The sequence below is a fragment of the uncultured Vagococcus sp. genome, assembly GCF_963518325.1.
Lineage (GTDB): Bacteria > Bacillota > Bacilli > Lactobacillales > Vagococcaceae > Vagococcus_D.
In genome coordinates this window covers 12743-35818 of record NZ_CAUQJB010000017.1, presented here as the reverse complement: position 1 = coordinate 35818, position 23076 = coordinate 12743, and the positions used below count along the sequence as shown (strand labels likewise).

Annotated in this window: 25 protein-coding genes; 22 read left to right on the top strand and 3 right to left on the bottom strand. The window is 40.1% G+C overall.

All coding sequences use genetic code 11. The features are described from left to right. The first annotated feature begins 188 nt into the window (after positions 1-188). From RWN13_RS13975 to RWN13_RS13955, 5 genes are all read left to right on the top strand, one after another. Entirely contained in the window at positions 189-2147 is a 1959-nt protein-coding gene (locus RWN13_RS13975) for a BglG family transcription antiterminator (protein ID WP_314064802.1), read from the top strand. A gap of 27 nt (positions 2148-2174) precedes the next feature. After that, on the top strand, positions 2175-2618 hold the full coding sequence (locus tag RWN13_RS13970) for a PTS sugar transporter subunit IIA (RefSeq protein ID WP_314064800.1): 444 nt from the start codon (positions 2175-2177) through the stop codon (positions 2616-2618). A 56-nt stretch (positions 2619-2674) separates the two neighbouring features. After that, positions 2675-2953, top strand: a complete 279-nt coding sequence (locus RWN13_RS13965; protein WP_314064799.1) for a PTS sugar transporter subunit IIB — start codon at positions 2675-2677, stop codon at positions 2951-2953. Between the two features lie 159 nt (positions 2954-3112). Beyond that, entirely contained in the window at positions 3113-4360 is a 1248-nt protein-coding gene (locus RWN13_RS13960; protein ID WP_314064796.1) for a PTS ascorbate transporter subunit IIC, read from the top strand. 12 nt (positions 4361-4372) lie between these two features. Beyond that, positions 4373-5113 (top strand): SIS domain-containing protein, encoded by a 741-nt coding sequence (locus tag RWN13_RS13955; protein WP_314064794.1) that lies wholly within the window; start codon positions 4373-4375, stop codon positions 5111-5113. A 60-nt stretch (positions 5114-5173) separates the two neighbouring features. Here RWN13_RS13955 and hisJ read toward each other — a convergent pair whose 3' ends face one another. Continuing rightward, a complete protein-coding gene (hisJ, locus tag RWN13_RS13950) occupies positions 5174-5998 on the bottom strand; it encodes a histidinol-phosphatase HisJ (protein ID WP_314064791.1) in 825 nt (274 codons plus the stop codon). A 225-nt stretch (positions 5999-6223) separates the two neighbouring features. Here hisJ and hisZ point away from each other — a divergent pair, with 225 nt between their 5' ends. The 17 genes from hisZ (at position 6224) to RWN13_RS13865 (ending at position 19715) form a co-directional block, all read left to right on the top strand. Continuing rightward, positions 6224-7420 carry an ATP phosphoribosyltransferase regulatory subunit gene (hisZ, locus tag RWN13_RS13945; protein WP_314064789.1) on the top strand — a complete coding sequence of 399 codons (1197 nt, stop codon included), beginning with the start codon at positions 6224-6226 and terminating at the stop codon, positions 7418-7420. Further along, positions 7413-8060 carry an ATP phosphoribosyltransferase gene (gene hisG / locus RWN13_RS13940; RefSeq protein WP_314064786.1) on the top strand — a complete coding sequence of 216 codons (648 nt, stop codon included), beginning with the start codon at positions 7413-7415 and terminating at the stop codon, positions 8058-8060. The genes hisZ and hisG overlap by 8 nt, the downstream gene beginning before the upstream one ends. After that, positions 8057-9343 (top strand): histidinol dehydrogenase, encoded by a 1287-nt coding sequence (gene hisD / locus RWN13_RS13935; RefSeq protein WP_314064783.1) that lies wholly within the window; start codon positions 8057-8059, stop codon positions 9341-9343. The genes hisG and hisD overlap by 4 nt, the downstream gene beginning before the upstream one ends. Continuing rightward, positions 9340-9927, top strand: coding sequence for an imidazoleglycerol-phosphate dehydratase HisB (gene hisB / locus RWN13_RS13930; protein ID WP_314064780.1), 588 nt, complete (start codon positions 9340-9342; stop codon positions 9925-9927). The genes hisD and hisB overlap by 4 nt, the downstream gene beginning before the upstream one ends. Beyond that, positions 9928-10533 carry an imidazole glycerol phosphate synthase subunit HisH gene (gene hisH / locus RWN13_RS13925; protein WP_314064778.1) on the top strand — a complete coding sequence of 202 codons (606 nt, stop codon included), beginning with the start codon at positions 9928-9930 and terminating at the stop codon, positions 10531-10533. Beyond that, positions 10530-11246 carry a 1-(5-phosphoribosyl)-5-[(5-phosphoribosylamino)methylideneamino]imidazole-4-carboxamide isomerase gene (gene hisA / locus RWN13_RS13920; RefSeq protein WP_314064775.1) on the top strand — a complete coding sequence of 239 codons (717 nt, stop codon included), beginning with the start codon at positions 10530-10532 and terminating at the stop codon, positions 11244-11246. Before hisH ends, hisA begins: the two co-directional genes overlap by 4 nt. Next, complete coding sequence (gene hisF / locus RWN13_RS13915; RefSeq protein WP_314064771.1) at positions 11246-12007, top strand: imidazole glycerol phosphate synthase subunit HisF; 762 nt, start codon at positions 11246-11248, stop codon at positions 12005-12007. Before hisA ends, hisF begins: the two co-directional genes overlap by 1 nt. Next, positions 12001-12327, top strand: coding sequence for a phosphoribosyl-AMP cyclohydrolase (gene hisI / locus RWN13_RS13910; protein WP_314064768.1), 327 nt, complete (start codon positions 12001-12003; stop codon positions 12325-12327). Before hisF ends, hisI begins: the two co-directional genes overlap by 7 nt. Beyond that, positions 12320-12640: a phosphoribosyl-ATP diphosphatase gene (hisE, locus tag RWN13_RS13905; protein ID WP_314064765.1), complete on the top strand. Its 321-nt coding sequence runs from the start codon at positions 12320-12322 to the stop codon at positions 12638-12640. Before hisI ends, hisE begins: the two co-directional genes overlap by 8 nt. 15 nt (positions 12641-12655) lie before the next feature. Continuing rightward, positions 12656-13741, top strand: a complete 1086-nt coding sequence (gene hisC / locus RWN13_RS13900; RefSeq protein ID WP_314064762.1) for a histidinol-phosphate transaminase — start codon at positions 12656-12658, stop codon at positions 13739-13741. Between the two features lie 151 nt (positions 13742-13892). Continuing rightward, on the top strand, positions 13893-14558 hold the full coding sequence (locus tag RWN13_RS13895; RefSeq protein WP_314064759.1) for a DUF5680 domain-containing protein: 666 nt from the start codon (positions 13893-13895) through the stop codon (positions 14556-14558). A gap of 525 nt (positions 14559-15083) precedes the next feature. Continuing rightward, entirely contained in the window at positions 15084-15293 is a 210-nt protein-coding gene (locus RWN13_RS13890; protein ID WP_314064756.1) for an HTH domain-containing protein, read from the top strand. 14 nt (positions 15294-15307) lie between these two features. Beyond that, positions 15308-16984, top strand: coding sequence for a PRD domain-containing protein (locus tag RWN13_RS13885; protein ID WP_314064753.1), 1677 nt, complete (start codon positions 15308-15310; stop codon positions 16982-16984). A gap of 16 nt (positions 16985-17000) precedes the next feature. Beyond that, positions 17001-17789, top strand: a complete 789-nt coding sequence (locus tag RWN13_RS13880; RefSeq protein WP_314064750.1) for a tyrosine-protein phosphatase — start codon at positions 17001-17003, stop codon at positions 17787-17789. 19 nt (positions 17790-17808) lie between these two features. Then, entirely contained in the window at positions 17809-19050 is a 1242-nt protein-coding gene (locus RWN13_RS13875) for a PTS transporter subunit EIIC (RefSeq protein ID WP_314064747.1), read from the top strand. A gap of 27 nt (positions 19051-19077) precedes the next feature. Next, entirely contained in the window at positions 19078-19380 is a 303-nt protein-coding gene (locus RWN13_RS13870) for a PTS sugar transporter subunit IIB (RefSeq protein ID WP_314064744.1), read from the top strand. Then, positions 19380-19715, top strand: a complete 336-nt coding sequence (locus RWN13_RS13865) for a PTS lactose/cellobiose transporter subunit IIA (RefSeq protein ID WP_314064741.1) — start codon at positions 19380-19382, stop codon at positions 19713-19715. Before RWN13_RS13870 ends, RWN13_RS13865 begins: the two co-directional genes overlap by 1 nt. Before the next feature lie 20 nt (positions 19716-19735). On the opposite strand, the gene RWN13_RS13860 is transcribed toward RWN13_RS13865, so the two are convergent. Then, positions 19736-21442: a histidine kinase gene (locus RWN13_RS13860; RefSeq protein ID WP_314064738.1), complete on the bottom strand. Its 1707-nt coding sequence runs from the start codon at positions 21440-21442 to the stop codon at positions 19736-19738. Further along, entirely contained in the window at positions 21435-22856 is a 1422-nt protein-coding gene (locus RWN13_RS13855) for a helix-turn-helix domain-containing protein (RefSeq protein WP_314064736.1), read from the bottom strand. Before RWN13_RS13855 ends, RWN13_RS13860 begins: the two co-directional genes overlap by 8 nt. Positions 22857-23076: the final 220 nt, after the last annotated feature.

Genomic DNA, 23076 nt, shown 5'->3' with positions numbered 1-23076 from the left:
AATGGGGTAACTTGTTTTTTTGTTTGCCAAATTAGACTTGATCCAAGGAAAGGAGACCGATTAATCTGGATTAATTTAGTAGCTGTTCAGATATTTTACCAAAATGAAGGTAGAGCTTTGTTCTATCAAGAATAAGTAAAGCATTGTAAACTATGATTAAACCTTAAGATAACTGGAGGAGGTGGAAAATGAAGAATAAGCGAATGCAAGAAATGCTGATAGCCTTAGCTGAAACGGGTCGAGTGACTGATTTGAGTCAATGGGCAGATTTGTATAAGGTATCAAAACGAACCATTCAAAATGATTTGCAAGAAGTGAGGAACATGATTGTTTCTGACTATCACTTAAACCTGACTAAGTCTGATAAGGATTACTTAATCGCAGGTAGCTCAGAGAATCTTAAACGATTCGCTCAAGAGCGATACAAGGGCCTTGTTGATTTTTCTGAAACAGACAGTCGTCAGCTAGCAATTATGAAAAAGTTACTTGTTTTAAATGAGACGATTTCCTACCAGCAATTGTCAGACCAGTTTTTTGTCAGCAGGAGTTCGATTGCGGCGGATATGAAGCAAGTAAGGAAATATTTTGAGGTCAGTCAAGCACCTTTAACAATGGATCACCAAGGTACGACTTTTAAAGGAGACGAGTACGAGATTCAGGAAGTACTCCGTCACTTTCTGATTGACTATGCTCGGAGCCAATCAGGAGATGATCGTTTGCTGAAACAGTTGTATGGTTATTTTTTTGACGAGGCTTTAGTCAACGACTTACTGGACATTCACACGGCCTTTTTAAAAAGGATTAAAACTCAAATGAATGAACAAAACGCTTGGAATATTCAAACAGCGTTGATTAGTTTAGTTTGTCGGGGGCTGGTAGGACAACGCTTGGAAGGTCTCCTTGATGTAGATTCTTTCGAACAGTTAAGGGAAATGACGACTTATTTGTTTGCTTTAGAAATAGCCGAACAAGTTGAAGGAAAAACAGGGTTTAGCTTTTCGAAAAGCGATTTGCTTTATTTAAACAAAATTCTGATAGCTAGCGGTGTCGAACCCGTGACCTTTTTAGTGAATACTAATGCCCACTATCAGCATTTAATTGGAGAAGCGATTGTTAAAATGTCAGTCTCTATGGGGGTTAATTTGCGTGATGATTTGCTTTTACATGAGGGGCTGGTGAGTCATATTATGCCAATGATTTATCGAATTCAGCACGATATTCAAATTAAAAATCCCTTATTAGAGGTGATTAAGTCTAAATACAGTGTGATGTACGGTCTGACTTGGTTTGTGATGATGGATTTGGAAAAGGAACTGGCAATTAATCTGTCAGAGGATGAAGTCGCATTTATTATGGTTCATTTTCAGGCAGCCATTGAAAGGAAACGTCAAACCTTAAGAGTTTTATTTGTTTGTCCAAATGGTTTTGGCACCTCCTCGTTGTTGGCAAGCCAAATTCGCCAGATATTGCCGAATATTGAAAGCTATGAAACGTTATCATTGGGTCAATTGGAAGACAAAGATTTGTCAGTTTTTGATTTTATTATTTCGACAATTACGTTGGCTGTTCCTGATAAGAAGATTATCAAGGTATCACCAATTTTAACTCAACGAGATGTCAAGATGATTTTGGATAAATATGGGGATTGGTTTATAGAGCGTAGTGACAATTTTAAAGAGCCTCTTTCCTTAGTTTCTGAGAGTTCGCTGATTTCAGATGTTCTACAAGTTGCCGATATCTATGTGACAAAAGAGTTCCAAACCAAAGAGGGTGTATTGGATTTTTTATGTAGTGAGTTGGAGAAAGACGGCCAGGTAATGCCGGACTTTCGCCAGTCGATTTTTGGCAGGGAGTCATTAGCGCCAACGAATATCAGTAATGGTGTGGCGGTCCCTCATGGTAATCCTCATTTTGTTCATCGATCAAAGGTCAAAATCGTTGTTAATAGTCGTAAAATTCCTTGGGGCGATGAAGACATCGACGTGGTAATCATGTTAGCCATCACCAAAGAGGATGTGGCTCATATTGAGCCAATGCTGATGAGAGTGTTTAAAATGATTTATGATCGTGGGACTGTCGAAAAGATTTTTAAGCAGAAGAGTCAACAGATATATCACAGTATTTTACTGGATGATACCTATGATTAAGATAACGTTCAAAGGAGTTAAAAGAAAATGGCACAATCAGATTTAAACAAATTATTAACGAGGGAACGGATTAAACATGTGAGGTCAGTTTCCACATGGGAAGAAGCAACGGAGATGGCCAGTCAGCCTTTAGTCAGTGAGGGGGCAATTGAGGAATGTTACGTTGAAAATATGAAACAAAATGTGTTAGTCAATGGACCCTATATGGTCTTAACAGATTATTTTGCTCTCATGCACAGTAAGGCAGGTGAAGGGGTTAAGGAGATGGCCATGTCGTTGTTAATCACAGATCAAGCAGTCGATATGGCGGGTGTACCTGTTAAGCTATTTTTAATTTTAGCAGCCATCGATAACCAAGCTCATATCGGGGCACTGGCTCAGATTACGACAATTCTGATGAATAAAGAATTGTTTGACACATTTTTAAGGGGTGATGTTGAAGAAATCCTAAAGATTATTAACGACAATTGAAGAGTTCATTAGTCGAGGGTCTCTCTAAGAAAAGCTGTGAAAGGGGGTGGAATAAGATGAAAATTTTAGCCGTATGTGGTTTTGGCGTAGGTTCATCAATGGTTTTGAAAATGACGTTACAAAAAGCCGCAGCTGAACTAGGTATTGAGGCAGAGGTTGAAAATACAGATGTTAGCAGTGCCAAAGGGACTCAAGCAGATGTTATTTTTACCAGCAATGAATTGCTAGAGGAGCTGAAGGGATCAACTAAGTCGCCAATTTATCCGATTAAAAAATACATGGATTTAAGCGAAGTTAAAACGGCCTTGGAAGCCTATTTAGAGACACGAGGGTAGGGGTCTAAACTCTTAAGCATGTTGGTTACGATAATTCACTACAAGATTTGAGTGATGATAATAGCTATAAGAGTTTAGGATTTTTAGTTCAAGGGGACAGTGACGAGTGGCTTATCGGACTGTGAACGTAAAGGTCAGAAAAAAATGGAGGAAAATGAGATGGATTTTATTGCGAATAATATACTTAAAAATCCACCAGTTCTGCTTGGGTTAATCGCGGCGCTGGGGTTGATTGTACAAAAGAAAAATATTTCAGATATTATTAAAGGGTCTTTATCAGCAGCTTTTGGCATGGTTATTTTAAATAAAGGGGTTGAGATGTTAGTGGGCACTATTGCCCCAATTAATGTAGCCTTCCAGTCTACTTTAACAAATGGAGGCGCTACCCCGGAAGGGTTGAATGACATCACCTTTACGGCTGCTCATGGTGGTGATGTGGGTCTGGCAATGTTTTTAGGCTTGATTTTGCATTTGGCTATTGCACGCTTTACGCCAATTAAAACAATCTTTTTAACTGGTCATATGTTATGGTGGTTCCCATTTGTTTTTGTGGCCGCAGGTGTTGAAGGAGGGATGAGTGGGCTTCCTTTAATTGTCTTTGGTGCTGTTTGTTCGGCTTTATATTGGTCGGTTATGCCTTGGATCTTACGCAAATATGTTTGGGATGCTACTGGGGACAAGAGTTTCCTATTAGGTCACCCCACAGGTTTTTTAAGTTTAATTTCTGGTTTTGTTGCCAAACGCGTAGGAAATAAAGAGCGTTCGACGGAAGATATTAATGTGCCAAAAAGTCTTTCATTTTTTAGGGAAATATCTGTAACAGGCGGAATTGTCATCGCATTGATGTACGGCGTTATTGGTTTGTTGATTCCTTCTCTTGTTGAAGAGGGGGGAAATCTTGTTATGACAGCTATTAACAATGGTTTAATGTTTGGGGCTGGCTTACTGGTTATGTTATATGGCGTTAGAATGCTGATTAATCAAATTATTCCTGCCTTTCAAGGAATATCGGAAAAGCTTATTCCCAATGCGATTCCGGCTTTTGACTGCCCGATTATTTTCAATTACAAACCAAATGCCGTTATTATAGGGTTTATTGTGGCAATGATTACGTCAACGGTGATGATTGTAGTTGCAAATGCTACCAATATGTTCGGTGTGTTACTGGTACCGCTGGTGATCACTAGTTTCTTCGAATGTGGGGCAGCAGCCGTAATCGGCGAAGGACAAGGGGGCTTAAGAGGCAGTATTATTGGAACGATTACTGCGTCAATTGTGATGGTCTTGTTGATGGGTGTTTCGGTGGCCATGTTTAGTGGGACGATCTCCAATTGGTTATTAATTTTTGGCGGGAATGATTTTTCACTATTTGGACCGCTAGCTAAATTACTTGCATCTATCTTTTAATGAGGTGAAATCATGGGTTTACATTATTTTGATAAAATTAATGAATTATTGAAAGTGGTAGAGAAAGAAGAAGCCCCAGCAATGGCTGAAGCTACAGCATTATTAATTGAAGGCATTGAACAAGGTCGGTCGATTTATATTTTTGGGGCAAGTCACGCAGGAATTTTGGTTCAGGAGATGTTCTACCGAGCAGGGGGGTTGATGACCATTAACCCGATTTTCGGTAAAGAAATTATGTTGGACAATGAGCCAATCACCTTGACCAGTCAGATGGAACGACTACCTGGTTATGGCACTGTGTTAGCCAATCAAGTTGATTTTAAAGAAGATGATATTCTGATTCTTCACTCTGTTTCAGGGCGTAACCCTGTGACGATTGAATTGGCCATGGTTGCCCAATCACAGGGAGCAAAGGTGATTTCGATTACCAATATGAGGTACTCCAAATCAACTACTTCCCGTCATCCATCGGGGAAAATGCTCTACAATGTCAGTGATATTGTGATTGATAACCATGGCGATATTGGGGATGGTGCTTGCGAAATAGTAGGGATTGAGCAGCGGGTAGGTCCTTCTTCAACGGTTATTGGGGCAACAATTTTAAATGGAATCGTTGTAGAAGTTTGTCAAGGGCTTGTTGCTAATGGGATGACTTATCCACCGATTTTTTATTCCGCTAATTTAGATGGTGGCGATACACTCAATCAACAGTTATATGAGACGTATAAAAAAACCATTCATTATCGCTATTAGAAAGAAGCCACTGCCAATTTTGGCAGTGGTTTCTTTGGCTTTAAGGCAGGTTGAGAAAGCTTAAAGGGGTTGAAAGACTTCATAATGTCTGCCGACTTCGGCAATACTATGAGCATCGGAACCGAATACAAAGGGGATGCCTAAGGCTTGGGCATCTTTGAAAATTCCCGTTGAAGGGTAAGTTTGCTGATAAAAAGGTTTGTCTAAACCAGCGGTATTGAAGTCTAACTGATAATTGTTTTTCGCAATATCCCTTAAAAGAAACGTCAATTGCTGCTGATTAGTCTGAGTAAAAGCAGTATCCTCTTGAAAATACTGTTCAAATTTTTGAATGAGTGTCAGATGACCGAGTCGTTTTGGTTTATAAGGACCTAATTCGGCATTCAGAGATTGCTCGATTAGGTTGTAATAACCAGTGTAGATAGCTGGGAAATTTTGATAATGGGAGACTAATCCTTTTTCAAATTCCTCAGGCGTATAATCGAGGCACCACCAACCTGCTTTACCTTCTTGAAAGTGCACCGATAAAATACCATCTTGAGTTCGTGGCCCAAATTCAGTCAGAAAATCCTTGGTCCAGTTTTCGTATAAAGGTAAATAATCCATTTCAAAACCGATGTTCAACTTGATGTCACTTGCGTATTGATACTGTAAGTGTTCCATAGTTTTGAAGTAGAGAGACAAATCGTTCCATGCCATACTGGCAGTTTGAAGACCAGAGAGCTCTCCTGCATAATCATTAACAAAGTCTGGTGGTAAGGGGGCATGCTCTGTAATCGAATATTCTTTAAATCCTTGTTTAATCGCTTTTTGGATCATTTTTTCGACAGGCTCAAAACTGCCGTGGGGGCAAAATTCTGTATGAGTGTGACCATCTTTCTTCATTAATAAAAACCTCCAACCCAATCATCTATTTTTATAAATTATACCACTAGGTTCCTTAGAATTGGCAAAAAGTCACAAAAATATGCTGAAATTCAGCAAAATTTGAATTTTTATTCGCAAAACAGTTTACTTTAGTCGCGATAATTGCTAGGATAGACATAATATTCTGTGAGTTCTATCATTTTAAATTCAATTGTTTTTAATCTAATTTTAACGAGGGGTGACATGATGAAATGGAATCGTAGCTTGCCAAATGGCACGAAAGACAAATTATTTAAGGAGGCCAGTCAAAGCCATCAGCTTGAAACTTTGGTTAATCGACATTTCGAGGGGCGCGGTTATCAGCGCATTGAAACCCCTTTGATTGAGTTTGAAGAAGTGTTTGATGGCATGGCTCAAAAAGCCACATCTCGCTATCGCTTTTTTGATGACCAGGGGCGAATCGTTGTCTTACGTCCAGACATGACGTTGCCTGTCGGCAGGGTTATTAGCACAACAGGGGTCATACCACCTGTCCAGCTTTCTTATAGTGGCAAAGTGTTTCGCGTTAATAAAGGACATTCAGGTGAGTATAACGAGCAACTTCAGGCTGGTATGGAATTAATCGGTTATGATTCTTTAAAAGCTGAAATGGAATGTCTAATAAATGCCATTGCTTTGTCACAAAAAAGTGGCTTAACTGATTTTCAGATTGAGCTCGGTCATGCAGCTATTTTTCAAACGATTATGGCAGAATTAGCATTGACAGGTAAAGATGAAGAACAGTTTAAATGGTTACTGCAAAGTAAAAACTCCCCAGGCATGCAGACTTTTTTAATTGATTATCAAGAATATGAGTTATATCCATTAGTATCCAAATTACCGCGACTTTTTGGTACGGCAGATATCTTAAAAGAGGTGGCCTGTTTAACGTCAAATTCAAGGATATTGGCAGCTATTACTGAGATTGAGGTGTTGATTAACAGAGTGAAGCAGCTTTATCCAGAGCAGCCATTGACTGTTGATATCGGGTTGGTTCAAGAGTTTAAATATTACACCGGTGTAACGTTTAAGGGCTACACGGACCAGTCCCCTGATTGTTTCTTAAGTGGTGGTCGTTACGATAAGTTATTGACTGAATTTTCAGCTGATCCGGTGCCGGCAGTGGGCTTGGTTTTTTATTTAGACCGGATTATTTACATAAAGGAACGCAAAGGTGAGTTACGGAAGCCTCAAGGCATTCAAACCTTGATTCATTTTGAGGACGATTGTCTTAAAGTGGCAGAAGAGTTACTTGAGCGAGAGCCACTTAGCAGCTTGAGTTTGCATCATGATGTATCGGCCACTTTAAAACATGCGCAACAGTGGCAAATTCCAAGGGTTGTTTGGGTGTCTCAAACGGGGATCAGCGAATTGTTGGAAGGAGGCGGGGATTTTGAGTAAATTGAAGATAGCCTTAACTAAAGGCCGGATTGAGCAGCAAACCATCGACCTGTTGGAAGAAGTCGGCATTAATTGTGAGTTTCTCCGTAATAAGAAACGAAAGTTAGTATTTGAAAGTCCTTATGATGATTATGAATTTATTTTAGTTAAAGCAGTGGATGTGTTGACTTATGTCCAACAAGGAGTTGCTGATATCGGGATAGTTGGCAGTGATGTTTTATATGAAGATGAAAATGAGCATTATGAGATGTTGGATTTAGAAATAGGGAAATGTCAGTTTTGTGTGGCGTCGATCCTATCATATGAAACTCAAGATTATCGACGAAAGATCATTGCCACGAAGTACCCTAATACTGCGGCTCGTTATTTTCAGGAGAAGGGTGAAGACATTGAAATCATCAAGATCGAAGGATCGGTTGAAATTGCGCCTTTGTTAGGACTGGCCGATGCAATTGTGGATATTGTGGAGACTGGTGATACTTTGCGGGAAAATGGCTTGATTATCTTTGAAGAGATGATGCCTATTTCGACTCGTTTAATTGTTAATCGGGTTTCGTTAAAACGAAACAAGCAAGCGGTCTGTCAGTTAGTCGATCAGTTGGAAGGTCATATTCAACAGAAGAAAGGAGGATCTCAATGAAGATTATTAGCGGAACAATGACGGAGTTAAAGGCTTATCTATCGCGGCAGAAGAATAGTCAGGAAGATAAGACGATTGAGAATCGAGTGAAAGCGATTGTTGCAGAGGTTAAGGAAAAGGGCGATCAGGCACTAGTTGCTTATACGAAGCAATTCGATCAAGTGATTTTGGATAAATTGAAATTAGACGGGGCTGAGATTGAGAAAGGCTATCAGGAAACTGCACCTGAGGTTATTCAGGCCCTTAAAGCGGCGAAAGCCAATATTGAGTCTTTTCATTTAAAGCAAAAGCGTAATGGCTTTGTTGATGCTGAAAAAGCAGGGGTCATTCGTGGGCAATTAATTTTGCCGATTGAAACGGTGGGTTTGTATGTGCCAGGTGGAACGGCTCGTTATCCCTCTTCTGTTTTAATGAATGCCTTACCGGCTAAGATCGCAGGTGTCAAGCGGATTGTCATGGTCACTCCGGCCTCACCTGAGGGCTTGCCTTCGGGATTGTTGGCGGCGGCTAAACTCTGTGGCATTGAGGAAATTTATCAGATTGGTGGAGCACAAGCCATTGCTGCTTTGGCTTATGGTACGGAGACAATTCCAAAAGTTGACAAGATTGTTGGGCCGGGGAATGTCTATGTGGCGACGGCTAAAAAGATTTTATTTGGAACTGTAGCCATCGATATGATTGCGGGTCCCTCAGAAGTGGTAGTCTTGGCCGATAAAGAGGCGAATCCCGGGTTTATTGCGGCTGATCTGTTGTCTCAAGCTGAGCACGACGTGTTAGCCCGAGCCATCTTAATCACGACTAGTCAGGCAATTGCTGAAGAGGTCCAGAAGGAGTTGGCCAGTCAATTAACCAGCTTACCGCGAGAAGTCATTGCTAGAGAATCCCTTGATAACCACGGGGCAATTTTTGTTGTGGAAGATCTGGAAAGTCAGTTTGAGTTGATGAATGAGATTGCGCCAGAGCATCTGGAAATTCAGTTGTCAGATCCGATGTCCCATTTAAGTCGGGTGAAGCATGCCGGCTCCGTCTTTCTGGGAGCTTATGCGTCTGAACCTTTAGGGGATTATCTGGCGGGGCCCAATCATGTCTTACCAACTAGTGGGACAGCTCGTTTCTTTTCACCATTAGGAGTGGAAGATTTTGTGAAGCGGACGGCTTTTATTTCCTATACAAAAGAAGCACTGGCAGAGGAAAAAGACGATGTCATGATCCTTGCCCGTGAAGAAGGCCTTGAGGCTCATGCCCGGGCCATTCAAGTTAGATTTGAGGAGGAAAACGCATGAGAGAGGCATCATTGGAAAGACAAACAGCGGAAACATCAATTAAGATTTATATAGGCTTGGATGAGGCGGATCCTGTTTGCGAAATTGCGACAGGGATTGGGTTTTTGGACCATATGTTGACCTTGTTTGCCCGCCACAGTCGGATTAGCTTTCAATGTCAGGCTGATGGTGACTTGGAGGTTGACGGTCATCACACAGCTGAGGATGTGGGAATCGTTATTGGCAAATGTTTGAAGGAAGCCTTAGGGGATAAGGCTGGCATTAATCGCTATGGCAATGAGTATGTCCCCATGGATGAAAGTTTAGGCTTTGTTGCCTTGGATTTAAGTGGTCGTTCCTATCTGGTGTTTGATGGGGAGTTTGACAATCCCAAACTAGGTGACTTTGACACCGAATTAGTTGAGGAATTTTTCCAAGCGGTGGCATTTAACGGGGAGATGAATCTGCATATGAAAGTTATGTATGGGAAAAATACCCATCACAAAATTGAGGCGTTGTTTAAAGCCTTTGGTCGAGCTTTACGGCAGGCGATTGAGATCAACCCGAATATTAAAGGGGTCAACTCAACTAAGGGAGTGCTGTAGATGATTGTTATCGTTGACTACGATACAGGGAATACTCGAAGTTTAAGTAAGGCTTTTGAAAAAATTGGCATGGCGACCTTGATTTCTGAAAAGCCAGAGGATATTTTGAAGGCCGATGGCTTAGTACTACCAGGTGTTGGGGCATATCCCAAAGCGATGGCTGCCTTAAAGGAGCGTGGTTTGATTGTCCCTATTTTAGAGGCAGTGGCCAAAGGAACGCCGCTTTTAGGTATCTGTCTAGGCATGCAACTGCTTTTTGATTACAGCATGGAATATGGTGAGACGGCTGGTCTTGGGTTAATTCCTGGTAAGGTAGTTCCTTTTCCACGTGACTCAAGGCTGCGAATTCCCCACATGGGGTGGAATTCTTTGGAGCCGACGGCTGATTCATTAGTAAATGGAAGGGCTGGTGATTTTGTTTATTACGTTCATTCCTATTACGTGGCATGTTCTGCGGAGTATGTCTTAAGTTTCAGTGATTACGGTGTTAAAGTACCAGGAGTGGTTAAGAATGGCAATGTTTATGGCACTCAATTTCACCCTGAAAAAAGTGGTGAAGTGGGTTTGGCATTGTTAAATGGCTTTAAGAAAGTGGTGGAAGCATGATTGTGTATCCGGCAATAGATTTAAAAAATGGACAATGCGTCCGTCTTTATCAAGGTGATTTTGCTCAAGAGACAGTGGTGAATCCTGATCCTCTTAAGCAGGCTAAGGCCTTTGTTGATGCAGGCGCAACAGCGCTCCATATAGTTGATTTAGATGGTGCCCTAAGTGGTGATTTGACGAATTTACAGGTGATAAAAGGAATCCTAGCCAATAGCCCTATACCTATTCAGGTAGGTGGAGGTATTCGGTCAATGGAACAGATCGGCACCTATCTTGAGGCTGGGGTTTCCCGTGTGATTATTGGGTCAAAAGCCGTGGAAGATCCGGCTTTCGTGGCAGAAGCTGTTCACCGTTATGGAGCGAAAATCGCTGTGGGAATCGATGCGAAAGATGGTCTGGTTGCCACTCGTGGTTGGTTAGAAGTCTCGGATCAAGATTATCTGACTGTGGCATCGGAAATGGCAAAACTAGGTGTTGAAACGGTGATTTTTACAGATATCGCCAAGGATGGCACCTTATTAGGGCCAAATTTAGAACAGCTCAAGGCGCTTGCTGAACAAGTCCCACATTTAAATTTAATTGCTTCTGGCGGCATTAGTTCCCGAGAGGATCTTGAAGCAGTTAGAGCATTAGCCGTTTATGGTGTGATTACAGGCAAGGCTTTATACAATGGGAATTTATCAATGGCTGACGTGGTGGAGGTGGGGGAATAATGTTAACCAAACGAATTATTCCTTGTTTGGATGTTACGGCAGGCCGAGTGGTGAAGGGCATTAATTTTGTTGATTTACAAGATATTGGCAATCCAGTTGAAATCGCCAAAGCCTATTCGGAGGCCGGGGCAGATGAATTGGTTTTTCTGGATATCACGGCCACAGTGGAAGAGCGAAAAACCATGGTGGAAGTGGTTCGGGAAACTGCTGCAGAAGTATTTATCCCTTTGACGGTGGGGGGAGGCATTCAATCAGTGGATGATATGCACGACCTCTTGCGAGCAGGAGCGGATAAGATTTCCTTGAATTCAGCAGCCCTTAAACGCCCTGAATTGATTCAAGAGGGGGCAGAAAAATTTGGCAATCAGTGTATCGTAGTAGCAATTGATGCGAAATACGATGATTCCAGTCAATCTTGGCATGTTTTTAGTCAAGGGGGGCGCGTTGATACAGGTTTGGAAGTCATTGCCTGGGCCAAAAAAGCGGTGTCCCTTGGGGCAGGCGAAATCTTGTTAACCAGTATGGACGGTGACGGGACGAAGGATGGTTATGACCTTCCTTTAACCAAGGCAGTAGCAGAGGCTGTCAGAGTCCCTGTGATCGCCTCAGGTGGCTGCGGCAATGTCCAACATATGATCGACGTCTTTCAGCAAACAGAAGCCTCAGCCGCATTGGCGGCCTCTGTTTTTCATTATGGAGAGCTGGCAATTAATGATATTAAACAAGAACTAAACAAAGAAGGGGTGGCGGTTCGATGGTAACACCAGATTTTTCTAAAGGACTTGTCCCAGCTATTATTACCGATTATCAGACGAAAGACGTGCTGATGTTAGCCTATATGAATGAAGAAAGTTATCAACAGACTTTGGTGACGAATGAAACTTGCTTTTATTCCCGTTCGCGTCAGGAATTGTGGCATAAAGGAGCAACCAGTGGGCATATTCAACGGGTTAAAAGTATTCAGCTGGATTGTGATCGAGATACCCTATTAATCGCTGTTGATCAAGTGGGGGTAGCTTGTCATACAGGCTCTCGAAGTTGTTTTATTCAGAAAATCAGAGAGGTTGATGGACATGAATAGTTTAAATGAGTTATATGAAGAAATTGTGGCACGGAAAAGTAAGCCTAAAGCAGGCTCTTATACGACGTATTTATTTTCAAAGGGATTAGATAAAATTCTTAAAAAAGTTGGCGAAGAAGCGACGGAAGTTGTTATTGCCGCTAAAAATCATGATAAGCAAGAATTAATTGCTGAAAGTGCAGATTTAATTTATCACTTAACGGTTTTACTAGTGGAAGAAGGAATTAGTTTAGGGGATTTGGAAACAGAATTGAAAAAACGTCAGGGGAAAATTAGTAAAACCCAAGATCGAGCGGAGATTAAGGAGTTATAAGGAGGAGCAACAAGCATGAGAGAAAAGACGACACTGGCTAGCTTAAGTCCCTATGTCCCAGGGAAGCCACTGGCAGAGGTTCAGCAAGCCTTTGATTTAGCTAAGGTAGTCAAATTGGCTTCAAACGAAAATCCTTTTGGTTCATCAAAAAAGGTTCAGGCCGCATTGAAAGAGGCTTTAGGTGATTTGGAATATTATCCCGATGGTGGTGCTAAGGCATTAAAAACCAAATTAGTCGAATTTCTTGGCGTTAAGGAAAATCAGTTATTAATAGGGGCTGGCTTGGACGATGTGATTCAAATTATCTCCCGCTCTCTCTTGAATCCCGGTGACGAGATTATTGTGGCAGATCCAACCTTTTCACAATACGAACTCCACGGAGTAATTGAAGGAGCAGAGGTTGTAAAGGTTCCCGTTGATTCTCAGGGCTTGATGGACTTGGCGGGGATGTTAGCGGCGATTACGGATCAAACGAAAATCATTTGGCTATGTAATCCCAATAATCCTACAGGCACGTATATTCCTCAAAGAGAAATTGCCAGCTTTATTGCGAAGGTACCCAGTGATGTTCTCGTCATCAGCGATGAGGCCTACCAAGAGTACGTCACATGTGAAGCCGAAAGCACTAGTCTCCCTTTATTGGGAACCTATGCTAATTTATTAGTGATGCGGACTTTCTCAAAAGCCTACGGGTTGGCTGGTTTAAGGATTGGATACGCTGTGATTCCCGAACAATTGGGCCGTGCTTTTGAAATTGTCAGGCCGCCTTTCAACACCAGCAGTCTAGCCCAACGAGGGGCGATTGTGGCATTGGAGGATCAATCGTTTATCGCTCAAACAGTGGCTGTCAATCGGCTTGAAATGGCCAAATGGGAGACCTTTATGGCGGCGCATGGGTTAACTTATTATACGTCCCAAGCTAACTTTATCTTCTTTGATACCCAAAAGGACAGTCACCTTTTAGCCCAGAAATTGATGGCAACAGGTTTTATTGTGAGAGCAGGCTTGCGACCAGGCTGGTTGCGAATCACAGTCGGTCATGAAGAAGATAATCAGCAACTTCGCCAGACATTGGCACCATTATTGGCATCAGAGCAATAGGAGTGGGGAAACCCGCTCTTTTTTATTTGCCCAAACCGTCGAAATGCAACGACTATTGGGTGTAAACTGTAAAGTGCAATAATGACGAGGAGGGTTGCTTGTCTATGGTGGCGAATTATACTAAACTTAAGTGACACTTAAGGAGGTCACTATGTTTAATGATAAAATCAGAGAATTAAGAAAAGGATTTGGCGTATCTCAGGAAGAACTGGCTGAGAAACTTGGAGTTACTCGACAAGCGGTGACTAAATGGGAAAGTGGCTCTGTTTTACCAGATATCTTAAATGTAATAAAGTTGAGTGAACTGTTTAAAGTCAGCATTGATTCTCTGGTGAAGGAGGAGTGCTCTGATGGTAGCTTAAGGGTTCAGCTGGATATGAGGGAATGCCAGTCCTTTGTCCATCTGGCAAAGCGGCATACCTATGGGGCAAATGGTCCTCAAGAGACGTTAGTTCTTCGTCATGGATCCAAGGATTATCGTTTTCAAGAAGGCGACTATCATTATCATGATAGCTATGTGGGGAATGAGGTCTTTGTAGGAGAGGAACTGGTTTATCATCAGCAACGCCCCCTTTGGGCACTAGCTTATTCAGGAAAGGTACTGAGTGATCGTTTTTCTTCGTCCTTTCTCAAAGAAGCATTGATGCGCGTCCCCAGAAACTCACCTTTTAGAGGACCCAACCAGTACAGTAAAGGGAGTTACCATTACTACTGTCAAACTGAAGGGGATTTTGAGTGGTTTCAAGGGAAGGAAATCATCTATTATGAACAAGAAAAAGTGTTTGAATTATATTTCCATGGCGGAGAATTGAACTGATATTGCTAAAAAAATAGATAAAACGGTTAAAAATCAATCCTTTTATTGTTATAATGGTAATGCAATGGTGACTGGCTGAGCATGATAAAAAATGCTCAAACTTTAAGGTAGGAAGAAAGGGTATATTAAATCGTCACACCGAAAGGTCTTTTCATTGTACGAACGATTCGGCAAGAAGATTGGCCCTTACACTGGCTTTAGCGATAATCGTTTAATTGAACGTCAAGGGGGAATTTTCGAACTGCCTTTGTTTGACTAATCCTAAATTGCAAATAAAGTGAAACACCTCCTAGTTCAGAGGTGTTTTTTTCGAATATAGAAATAAAGTCTGGTATCTTCATTGATTGTCTGTGAGCTAGGAAACTCTGGTGGAGATGTGGAAAGCAATCGCCAGAAGTTTAAAAGATGTGGAAAATAGATAACTGGAAAAAAGAATGAATTCGTTTACAATTTGAAGTGTAGTTAAGTGATCGAGACTTGTTTGTTATAATACTTTCCATATCGAAGAATGAGGGTGGAAGATTGGTGTTGGATGAGTTGGATTTTGAAATTTTAGCATTGCTGTATAAGCAAAAGGAACCATTGGCAAGTGAGCAGATTGGGACATGGATTAACCGCAGTTCTCGCACAGTCCGTAATCGGATTAAAGTGGTTAATGAAAACGTTAGGAGGTATGGGGCTCGAATTGACATGTTGCCAGGAGTTGGAGTTCAATTAAAATTGACCATCAGTTAAAATTTGCGAGACTGATGGAAAGGGTAGAAAAAGGGACTGGGACAGCAGATACTGATTTGCGTGAGTGCATTATCCTCTTTATCTCTCAAAGGAATTATTTAACGGCAGAAGATCTTTGTGAACAATTATTTATTTCTCGGTCAAAATTAACCACACTATTAAAGGAACTGCGACGGATTTTAAACCAATATCGACTAAGGCTCGCAAGTAAAGCTCATTATGGAATGAGGATTGAAGGCAGTGAATTAAATTTTCGTCGCTTTATTGCCAGTTATTATGTGCAGGATGGCATATTAGAAAATGGCAATCATTCACATGACCCGATTTCGGTTGAAGAAAGAGATCGGGTTTACCACGATATTTTAATGATCGTTCAAGAACAACTTAAATTAGTAAATTACACCATGCCGATTGCCATTCAAAAAAACTTAGTTAATCATTTGGTTATTATGTTGCGTCGGAGCTCTGCAGGTCGGTCAATCGAGCTGAGTCCGTCTGTTGCAATTACTGAGGTTAATGGGAGGGAAGTTCAACTAGCCACCTGTATTATCAGGCAAATTGAAAAGGTGTATTTAATCAGTGTATTACATGGGGAAATTGATTATATTGCCATGCATTTAGTTGGAAAAAAAGTTCTGACAACCAATGACACTAAAAGGATATCTCCTGAGATTAATCAATTAGTGGCAGATATTTTACAAAAAATTTATGACAACAAGAAGATTGATTTATTGCAGGATTTTGATTTAAGAATGATGTTGGCTCTTCATCTAGTTCCTTTATTATCACGAATTAGGTATGGGATTGAGCTTAAAAATCCAATTCTTGATGAAGTGAAAGTTGAATCCGTAGCAGGTTATGATTTAGCCATTATCTGTGGTCAGATGATTAACGAGAATTATCACACGATTCTTTCAGATCATGAATTGAGTTATTTTGCGATTCATTTTGATGTTGCCTTGCACAAAAAGCAAGAACAAATTGACAAAAAAGATGTGTTGATTATTTGTGCAAGTGGACGGGCCAGTGCCCAACTGCTAAAAATCAAATTTGAGCAATTATTTACTAAGTATTTGTCTTCCATCAGCGTTTGTGATGTCAGTGACATACCGGATAATCCCAATGAAGATTATGATTACATTTTTACGACGATTAAGCTGCCAGAGGATGTTAGGTTGTCAGTGCCGGTCTTTGAATTTTCATTTTTCTTAGATGATTTATCAATCAAAAAAATAGAGTCGGTATTGATGAAAAAGAATGAGGTGTTGCAGTATTTTTCCAAAGAGTTGTTTGTTGACTGCCTTGATTTGCCAAATCGACAAAGGATACTCGATGAAATGATAAGAACGATTGAGAAAGTCAAAAAGGTTCCTAAAGAGTTTGGCGAGCTCGTCTGGGAACGAGAACGGTTTTTAGGGACAGATTTAGTCACTAATATCGCCTTTCCCCATCCTTCAAGAGTGGTGACGGATGAGACCTTTATTGCGGTTGCCTTACTGAAAGAGGGGATCATATGGGAACAACGGCGAGTGAAAATCGTGATCTTGGTTTCAATTAGTAAAGATGACAGTGAATTGTACAAGCCTTTGCTGGAAAAAATTGTAGGGGTGATGACATCGCCGGAAAGAGTAAATAATATATTGCGTCAGCGAACCTTTGAGTCATTAACGAGGGAATTAGAAAATATATAAGTGAAAAGGTGAAAGAATGGATAAGCGTTATGTTAATTTAGAAGGAACGTTTAATTTTAGGGATATTGGGGGCTATCAGGGTTTGGGCGGTCGGAAGGTTAAGTATGGTCAATTGTACCGTTCAGATGAATTGAGTAAATTAACGCCGACAGATGTGACAAAGCTAAGTGAGATGGGAATAAAAACCATTATCGATTACCGAAATGAGAAGGAACGACTGGATAATGAGGATTTGCCGATTCCTGGTGCAAGGCTTATTAAGCTAGATCCGATTGCGAATATTGCCGCTTTAGCGGCCAGTGAAAACAATGAAGCAGATGTATACGATTTATCAAAGATGACGGCGAAATTAGCGAAAGAGTTAATGACTGTTCAAAATCGTGAATTTGTAATGGGGCTGCGTAGCCAAGAGGTCTTTAAAGAAATGCTTGAATTAGTAATGAATCCAGAAAATACACCTCTGGTTCAGCACTGTCGTGGCGGAAAAGATCGAACGGGATATGGTATTGCACTGATTCTTCTGTTGCTAGGAGTTTCTAGAGAAGAGGTAATGGCGGACTATTTGTTGACCAACTATTACAAAAAAGATAAAAATGAGTCTAGTTTGAACGCGATGCTGGCTGAGACCGGAAATGCTGATATAGTGCAAGCCATGCGCTATTTCAAAGAAGCTAATGAGTTGTTCTTGAAAACTGCCTTGGACATAATTGATCATGATTTTGGTGGAATTGAAGGGTATGTTAAGGATATTCTACAGGTGACGGATGATCAAATTGACTCATTAAGGAATTTGTATTTAGAGTAGTTAAAATGGGAGGAATACCATGGATAAACTTAAAGGAACGTTATTGAAAGTAACAGGTAAGTTTCAAGAAAATATTTATATGAAAGCAATATCGACTGCTATGATGGGTTTAATGCCGATTATGATGATCAGTTCTGTGGCCTCATTAATCGGTGCCATTAATATTGGCCCTTCAGCTGCATTTATGGAAGCAACGGGGATCCGCAGCTTATTGACACAAGTTAATGCTATGACCATTGATATTGTGTCAGTCTATGTAGCCTTTTTAATTGGCTATAAACTGAGCGAATTATTGGACTCAGATGCGGTAAACGGGGGAATTGTTGGTCTATTATCTTTTTTGATCCTGACGCCGCTGACAGTTACAGAGGAATTTAAAGGTCTAAGTACTGAAAACCTTGGCTCCACAGGGATGTTTGTGGCCATGATTGGTGGGTTAGTGGGTGCTCGCTTATACGCCTTATTTGTTGAAAAGAATTTTGTTATAAAAATGCCGGACTCAGTTCCGCCGGTGGTCAATAAATCCTTTGCAGCCATTGTCCCAGGCGTATTGGTTTCGACTTTAATGGCCATTGTCTATGTAGTCTTAAGTCAAACACCATTTGGAAGTTTATCAGCATTGGTCTATAAAATTGTGCAAACACCAATGACAGCTTTAGGGGCTAATATTGTAGCATGCATGCTGATTGTCTCTTTTATAGAGTTATTGTGGTTTTTCGGTATGCATGGTGTCTTGGCGGTTTATCCGATTTTGATGCTAGTTTTTTATGAGCCAGGTGTGGCCAACTTAGCCGCTTATGGTGCTGGTGAGGCCTTGCCTTATCTTTTTACAATGGGATTTATTTTGAATAATCGTGGAGCCAGATCCTTTGCAGTGGCGATCTTGTGTATCTTCAGATCCAAGTCAGAACGCATGAAAGCGGTTGGGAAAGTTGGCTTGATTCCATCGATGTTTGGCATATCTGAACCAATTAAATTCGGGATTCCTCAAGTGATGAATGTCAGCATGCTAATTCCATTGCTGTTAACTCCGGCTGTTTCAGTGCTAATCGCTTATTTACTCACTATTGTTGGCTTTTTGCCCTATCATAATGGTGTCCAAATTCCAACTGGTTTTCCTATCATCATTCAAGGTTTTTTATTTAACGGCTGGCAAGGAATCATCTCTCAGCTGCTTCAATTATTAGCTTGTATTTTAATTTATATACCCTTTATAGCTGTTCAAGATAAAGTCTATCTGACAGAAGAAGGGCAAAACTAAATGAATGATAAAGGAAGTGTAAGTCGTATGAAAAAAATAATTTTGTTATGTGCTGGGGGGATGTCTACTAGCGTCCTCGTTAATAACATGAAAAAAGAAGCGACAGCTCAGCAATTTAACTGTGAAATTGATGCGTATGCGGTTGATGCTGCTAAAAAAGTGGGAGCTGAGGCTGACTGTATTTTGATTGGTCCACAAATCGCTTATAAACTAGAAGAAGTCAAAAAGGTTGTCCCTTGTCCAGTCGCTGATATTGATATGGCGATTTATGGCATGATGGATGGCAAAAAGGCCTTGGAAATGGCACAAAAATTGATAGGAGTCTTGTAATGAAAGAACTGGAATTGACCTCTTTTCAATTGATTACCAATGCAGGCGGTGCCAGAAGCAAGTGTTTTGAAGCAATTAACAAAGCTAAAGAGGGCGATTTTGATCAAGCGATAGCTTTCATTAAAGAAGGGGAAAACTTTTTTTTATTGGCTCATGAGGCTCATCGTCATTTGATCCAAAAAGAAGCTAATGGTGATCAAATAGTGATGACGCTCCTACTCTCCCATGCTGAGGATCAGTTAATGAATGCTGAGTTGACAAAAGAAATCGCTTTGGAATTTATTGCAGTTCATCAGAGAATCAAAAAACTGGAAGAAGCCATTCTGCCAAAATAATAATTGTCAAAAAGCCGAAGTTAGTCAACTTCGGCTTTTTTTATTGGGATTTTTAGGGTTATCAGAGTTCCGTTAGATTCCATGGTGTTGACTGATAGACAGTAATCGTCTTGATAGATCAAGCTTAAGCGCTGATTAATATTGTGGATGCCGATACCTGAGAAGGTTTTATCGGAGTGATCCTCGGCATTTGCGAAGCCCACACCGGTGTCGATGATTTCGATTTCCAAATACTCATTGACCAGTGAGGCGTCAATCACAATAGTACCTGACATATTGTGAGGGAAGCCATGAATAAAGGCATTCTCAATAAAGGGTTGCAGGACTAATTTGGGGATCAAAATCTCATTAAATTCTGGGAAAACCATTGAGAGCAATTGGATGCGATCACCATAACGTGTTTGCAATATTTTGGCGAATTGCTGACTTAAAGTTATTTCTTCTTTTAGGGTGATCATTTCTTTGTCATTATAAATACTGTATTCAAGTAGTTTTGAGAAGGCTTCAATGGTCTCAGCGGCTAACTCATTTTGATTTTGAAGAATTAGAAACTTAATACTTGTTAAGGTGTTGTAAATAAAATGAGGTTTTATTTGTAACTGAAGAGCCCCAATCTCTGCTTCTTTTTTTTCGTTTTCGGCCTTTATTAATTGTTGGACGAAGATGTTTAACCCTTGCTGCATGTGGTTATAGGAGGTAATTAACTCTTTAATTTCTTTTGTTCCACTGACAGTCATTGGCTGATTAAAATCACCTTCTATTATTTTCGGCGTCAGGGCAATTAATTGATAAATCGGTTTAAGGATATGTCTAATATAAGCAGAGAGGACAATTGAAATAATGGCAATAATTAGGATTAATACGGTTAGCACAGGTGGCCAAACGTTCATTTGCTTCCCTAATGCTTGCTTGTCAATGGTACTGATTAAGCGAAGGTTAAGGGTTTGAATGGGTGTTTCCTGTTCAATGAACCGTGGAAGTTGCTGTTCCTGATTAGTGGTGGTTCCCAATAAGGATGGGTTATTTGACGAAATTATTTTATTTTCTGCGGTCACAATTTTGATTGTATTGACATTGGTTGCGATAATGTCATTGTAAAGAGAACTGAAATCAGCCTCGGTAATTTCAATAAAGGCATAACCTAAAATAGACTGCCGATCGTCTAGTACGGCACTGACGAAAAGGTGAATAGCTTCACCTCTAGTGAGTGCGGTCAGACCACTTGACAGGAAAAAGGCCTGAATATGCTCGGGATCGGTATTAACTTGTTTGATAAATTCTTTATTGATTAGTTCATCCTGAGAATAAACTCGTGTGCTTTGATTATAATAAGTATTGTCATTCAGGCCGATTAGGATTAAATTATAATTAATGCCATCGTACAAGGTCGTTTTGGTTTCATCTAAAAAGTGCCTGAGAGCGACAATATCTTGATATTTTTCCTGAGTTGTACGGAATTGTGTGAAATAATTTTGAGTGGCGTTGCTGCTCTTTATGCTGGAAAGCATGTTGTTGATCGTGTTATTTAGATTCTCGAATTCAATTGAAGATCGTTCAAGGATTAACTGATTGGACTCAACATAAGAGTTAATATAGCTAGATTCTGAACGCTTTACAGCTATATTGGCTGTTAGAATTCCCAAACAAGTTAAACTAACAATAATAATCATTAGAAGCTCGTAATAGAGTTCCCTTGAAAAAAACTGTGCTTTGATTTTTTTAATCACGCTCAACCGTCCTCCTATACTTGGATGGCGTTAATCCAACGGCTTTTTTAAATACTTTCGAGAAATAACCAACATCTGAAAAACCAACTTCTTCAGCGATTTCGTTAATGGATTCAACTTCTTGACGTAATAACTCTTTCGCTTTTTCAATGCGAATTCGATTGATATAATCTGAAAAATTAGTTCCCATAACAGAGGTGAAATAATTCGAAAGATAGTTGTAGTTAAAATGAAAGTGTTCTGCCACATCGTTTAAGTTAATTTTTAGCTGATAATTCGCTTGAATGTATTCTAAGATTTGTTGATCCACATTAGCAGACTTTTTAGGTTGCCGAATAGTAGCGAAAATTGACAGTATCTCTTGATTTAACTCCTGCAAACTTTTTTTACCAGTGATGGATTTTAGGACAGAAATTTTTGTTTCAGCTAATGTGATACCATCGACAGTTGCGGCTTGAAAAAGGGATAGTGCAAGATTTAAGTAAATGGAAATAATCTCTTCCCGAGGGATAAAAAAGGGTGACTTGACAAAATTATTGTAAAATATGGTATCAAATGTATCCCATTGCTTCTGATTAATGATTTTTTGCAAACGACCGTTTTGCTTGTTGAGATTATCAAGAGTGTTATCGTTCCATGAATACTGCCATAATAGAATAGTTTGGCCATAAAAGGACAGCTCTGTTTTTAAATAAATCAGAAGATCAATGGCTCGTTGGATCGGGCTGATGGTGGTCGTTTTCGGAAAGATGACGGCCTGCTGACTGAGTTCATCTTTAAACAGGTCAGTGTCTAATTCTTTCGGAGTGTTGATTAATAGTAAGTGATGGTTATCTTGAGAATATAAATGGCAGTTAGCCAAGTTGTTTTGTTCCATGTATTGAATAATACCGTGAAGTGGTAAGTCTGATTGGTTTAATAATAAGATGCCATAAATAAAGTCATCTGTAAATTGAGTAGTGGTGACTGCCGAAAAATCTTCCACTCTAAGAATAGTCGTTGCTGGTAACTTGGACTGCAAGGTGATACTGTAAGGCACATTTTTTTCAAGAAACGCTTTCATAGATCTGTGATTAACCGTCGGTTTTAAAATATAGTCTTTGGCACCACTGAGTAAGGCATCTTTCACATGCTCAAATTCATTTGAACTACTTAGGACTAAAGTAGTGATAGCTGGATACCGTTCTGTGATAATCTTGGTTAACTCAATGCCTGTCATAGTGGGCATAATAATATCAGTAATGACCACATCAACTTCGTGGTGGGTTAAAAAAAGAAGCGCTTCCTCCCCAGACGTAAAAACGCCAGAAATACTAAATCCCAATTGCTGCCAAGGGATAATATTTTTTAATCCTTTTAACAAATAGTCTTCATCGTCTACTAAAATAACACGGATTAATTTATTTGGTCGCAATCTATTTTCCTCCTTTGATTAGAGAGAGTTACTCCTACCATAATCGATATCCCCATTATATTTGTCAAACAAACAGCTCGAACGAGTGACTTAAAACAGGATATGCCCCTATTATATCACAGGTTTTTTTATATTAATTTTTAGAAAACTGGAAAAATCACAGATTTTTGTAATTATTACAGAGAATCATCAAGAAGTGTTGTAATCGTTTTCTATTCTC

Excerpts from the sequence above, each read along its gene's own strand:
- RWN13_RS13975 (WP_314064802.1), top strand. The coding sequence starts at position 189 with ATGAAGAATAAGCGAATGCAAGAAATGCTGATAGCCTTAGCTGAAACG.
- RWN13_RS13970 (WP_314064800.1), top strand. The coding sequence starts at position 2,175 with ATGGCACAATCAGATTTAAACAAATTATTAACGAGGGAACGGATTAAA.
- RWN13_RS13965 (WP_314064799.1), top strand. The coding sequence starts at position 2,675 with ATGAAAATTTTAGCCGTATGTGGTTTTGGCGTAGGTTCATCAATGGTT.
- RWN13_RS13960 (WP_314064796.1), top strand. The coding sequence starts at position 3,113 with ATGGATTTTATTGCGAATAATATACTTAAAAATCCACCAGTTCTGCTT.
- RWN13_RS13955 (WP_314064794.1), top strand. The coding sequence starts at position 4,373 with ATGGGTTTACATTATTTTGATAAAATTAATGAATTATTGAAAGTGGTA.
- hisJ (WP_314064791.1), bottom strand. The coding sequence starts at position 5,998 with ATGAAGAAAGATGGTCACACTCATACAGAATTTTGCCCCCACGGCAGT.
- hisZ (WP_314064789.1), top strand. The coding sequence starts at position 6,224 with ATGATGAAATGGAATCGTAGCTTGCCAAATGGCACGAAAGACAAATTA.
- hisD (WP_314064783.1), top strand. The coding sequence starts at position 8,057 with ATGAAGATTATTAGCGGAACAATGACGGAGTTAAAGGCTTATCTATCG.
- hisB (WP_314064780.1), top strand. The coding sequence starts at position 9,340 with ATGAGAGAGGCATCATTGGAAAGACAAACAGCGGAAACATCAATTAAG.
- hisH (WP_314064778.1), top strand. The coding sequence starts at position 9,928 with ATGATTGTTATCGTTGACTACGATACAGGGAATACTCGAAGTTTAAGT.
- hisA (WP_314064775.1), top strand. The coding sequence starts at position 10,530 with ATGATTGTGTATCCGGCAATAGATTTAAAAAATGGACAATGCGTCCGT.
- hisF (WP_314064771.1), top strand. The coding sequence starts at position 11,246 with ATGTTAACCAAACGAATTATTCCTTGTTTGGATGTTACGGCAGGCCGA.
- hisI (WP_314064768.1), top strand. The coding sequence starts at position 12,001 with ATGGTAACACCAGATTTTTCTAAAGGACTTGTCCCAGCTATTATTACC.
- hisE (WP_314064765.1), top strand. The coding sequence starts at position 12,320 with ATGAATAGTTTAAATGAGTTATATGAAGAAATTGTGGCACGGAAAAGT.
- hisC (WP_314064762.1), top strand. The coding sequence starts at position 12,656 with ATGAGAGAAAAGACGACACTGGCTAGCTTAAGTCCCTATGTCCCAGGG.
- RWN13_RS13895 (WP_314064759.1), top strand. The coding sequence starts at position 13,893 with ATGTTTAATGATAAAATCAGAGAATTAAGAAAAGGATTTGGCGTATCT.
- RWN13_RS13885 (WP_314064753.1), top strand. The coding sequence starts at position 15,308 with ATGGAAAGGGTAGAAAAAGGGACTGGGACAGCAGATACTGATTTGCGT.
- RWN13_RS13880 (WP_314064750.1), top strand. The coding sequence starts at position 17,001 with ATGGATAAGCGTTATGTTAATTTAGAAGGAACGTTTAATTTTAGGGAT.
- RWN13_RS13875 (WP_314064747.1), top strand. The coding sequence starts at position 17,809 with ATGGATAAACTTAAAGGAACGTTATTGAAAGTAACAGGTAAGTTTCAA.
- RWN13_RS13870 (WP_314064744.1), top strand. The coding sequence starts at position 19,078 with ATGAAAAAAATAATTTTGTTATGTGCTGGGGGGATGTCTACTAGCGTC.
- RWN13_RS13865 (WP_314064741.1), top strand. The coding sequence starts at position 19,380 with ATGAAAGAACTGGAATTGACCTCTTTTCAATTGATTACCAATGCAGGC.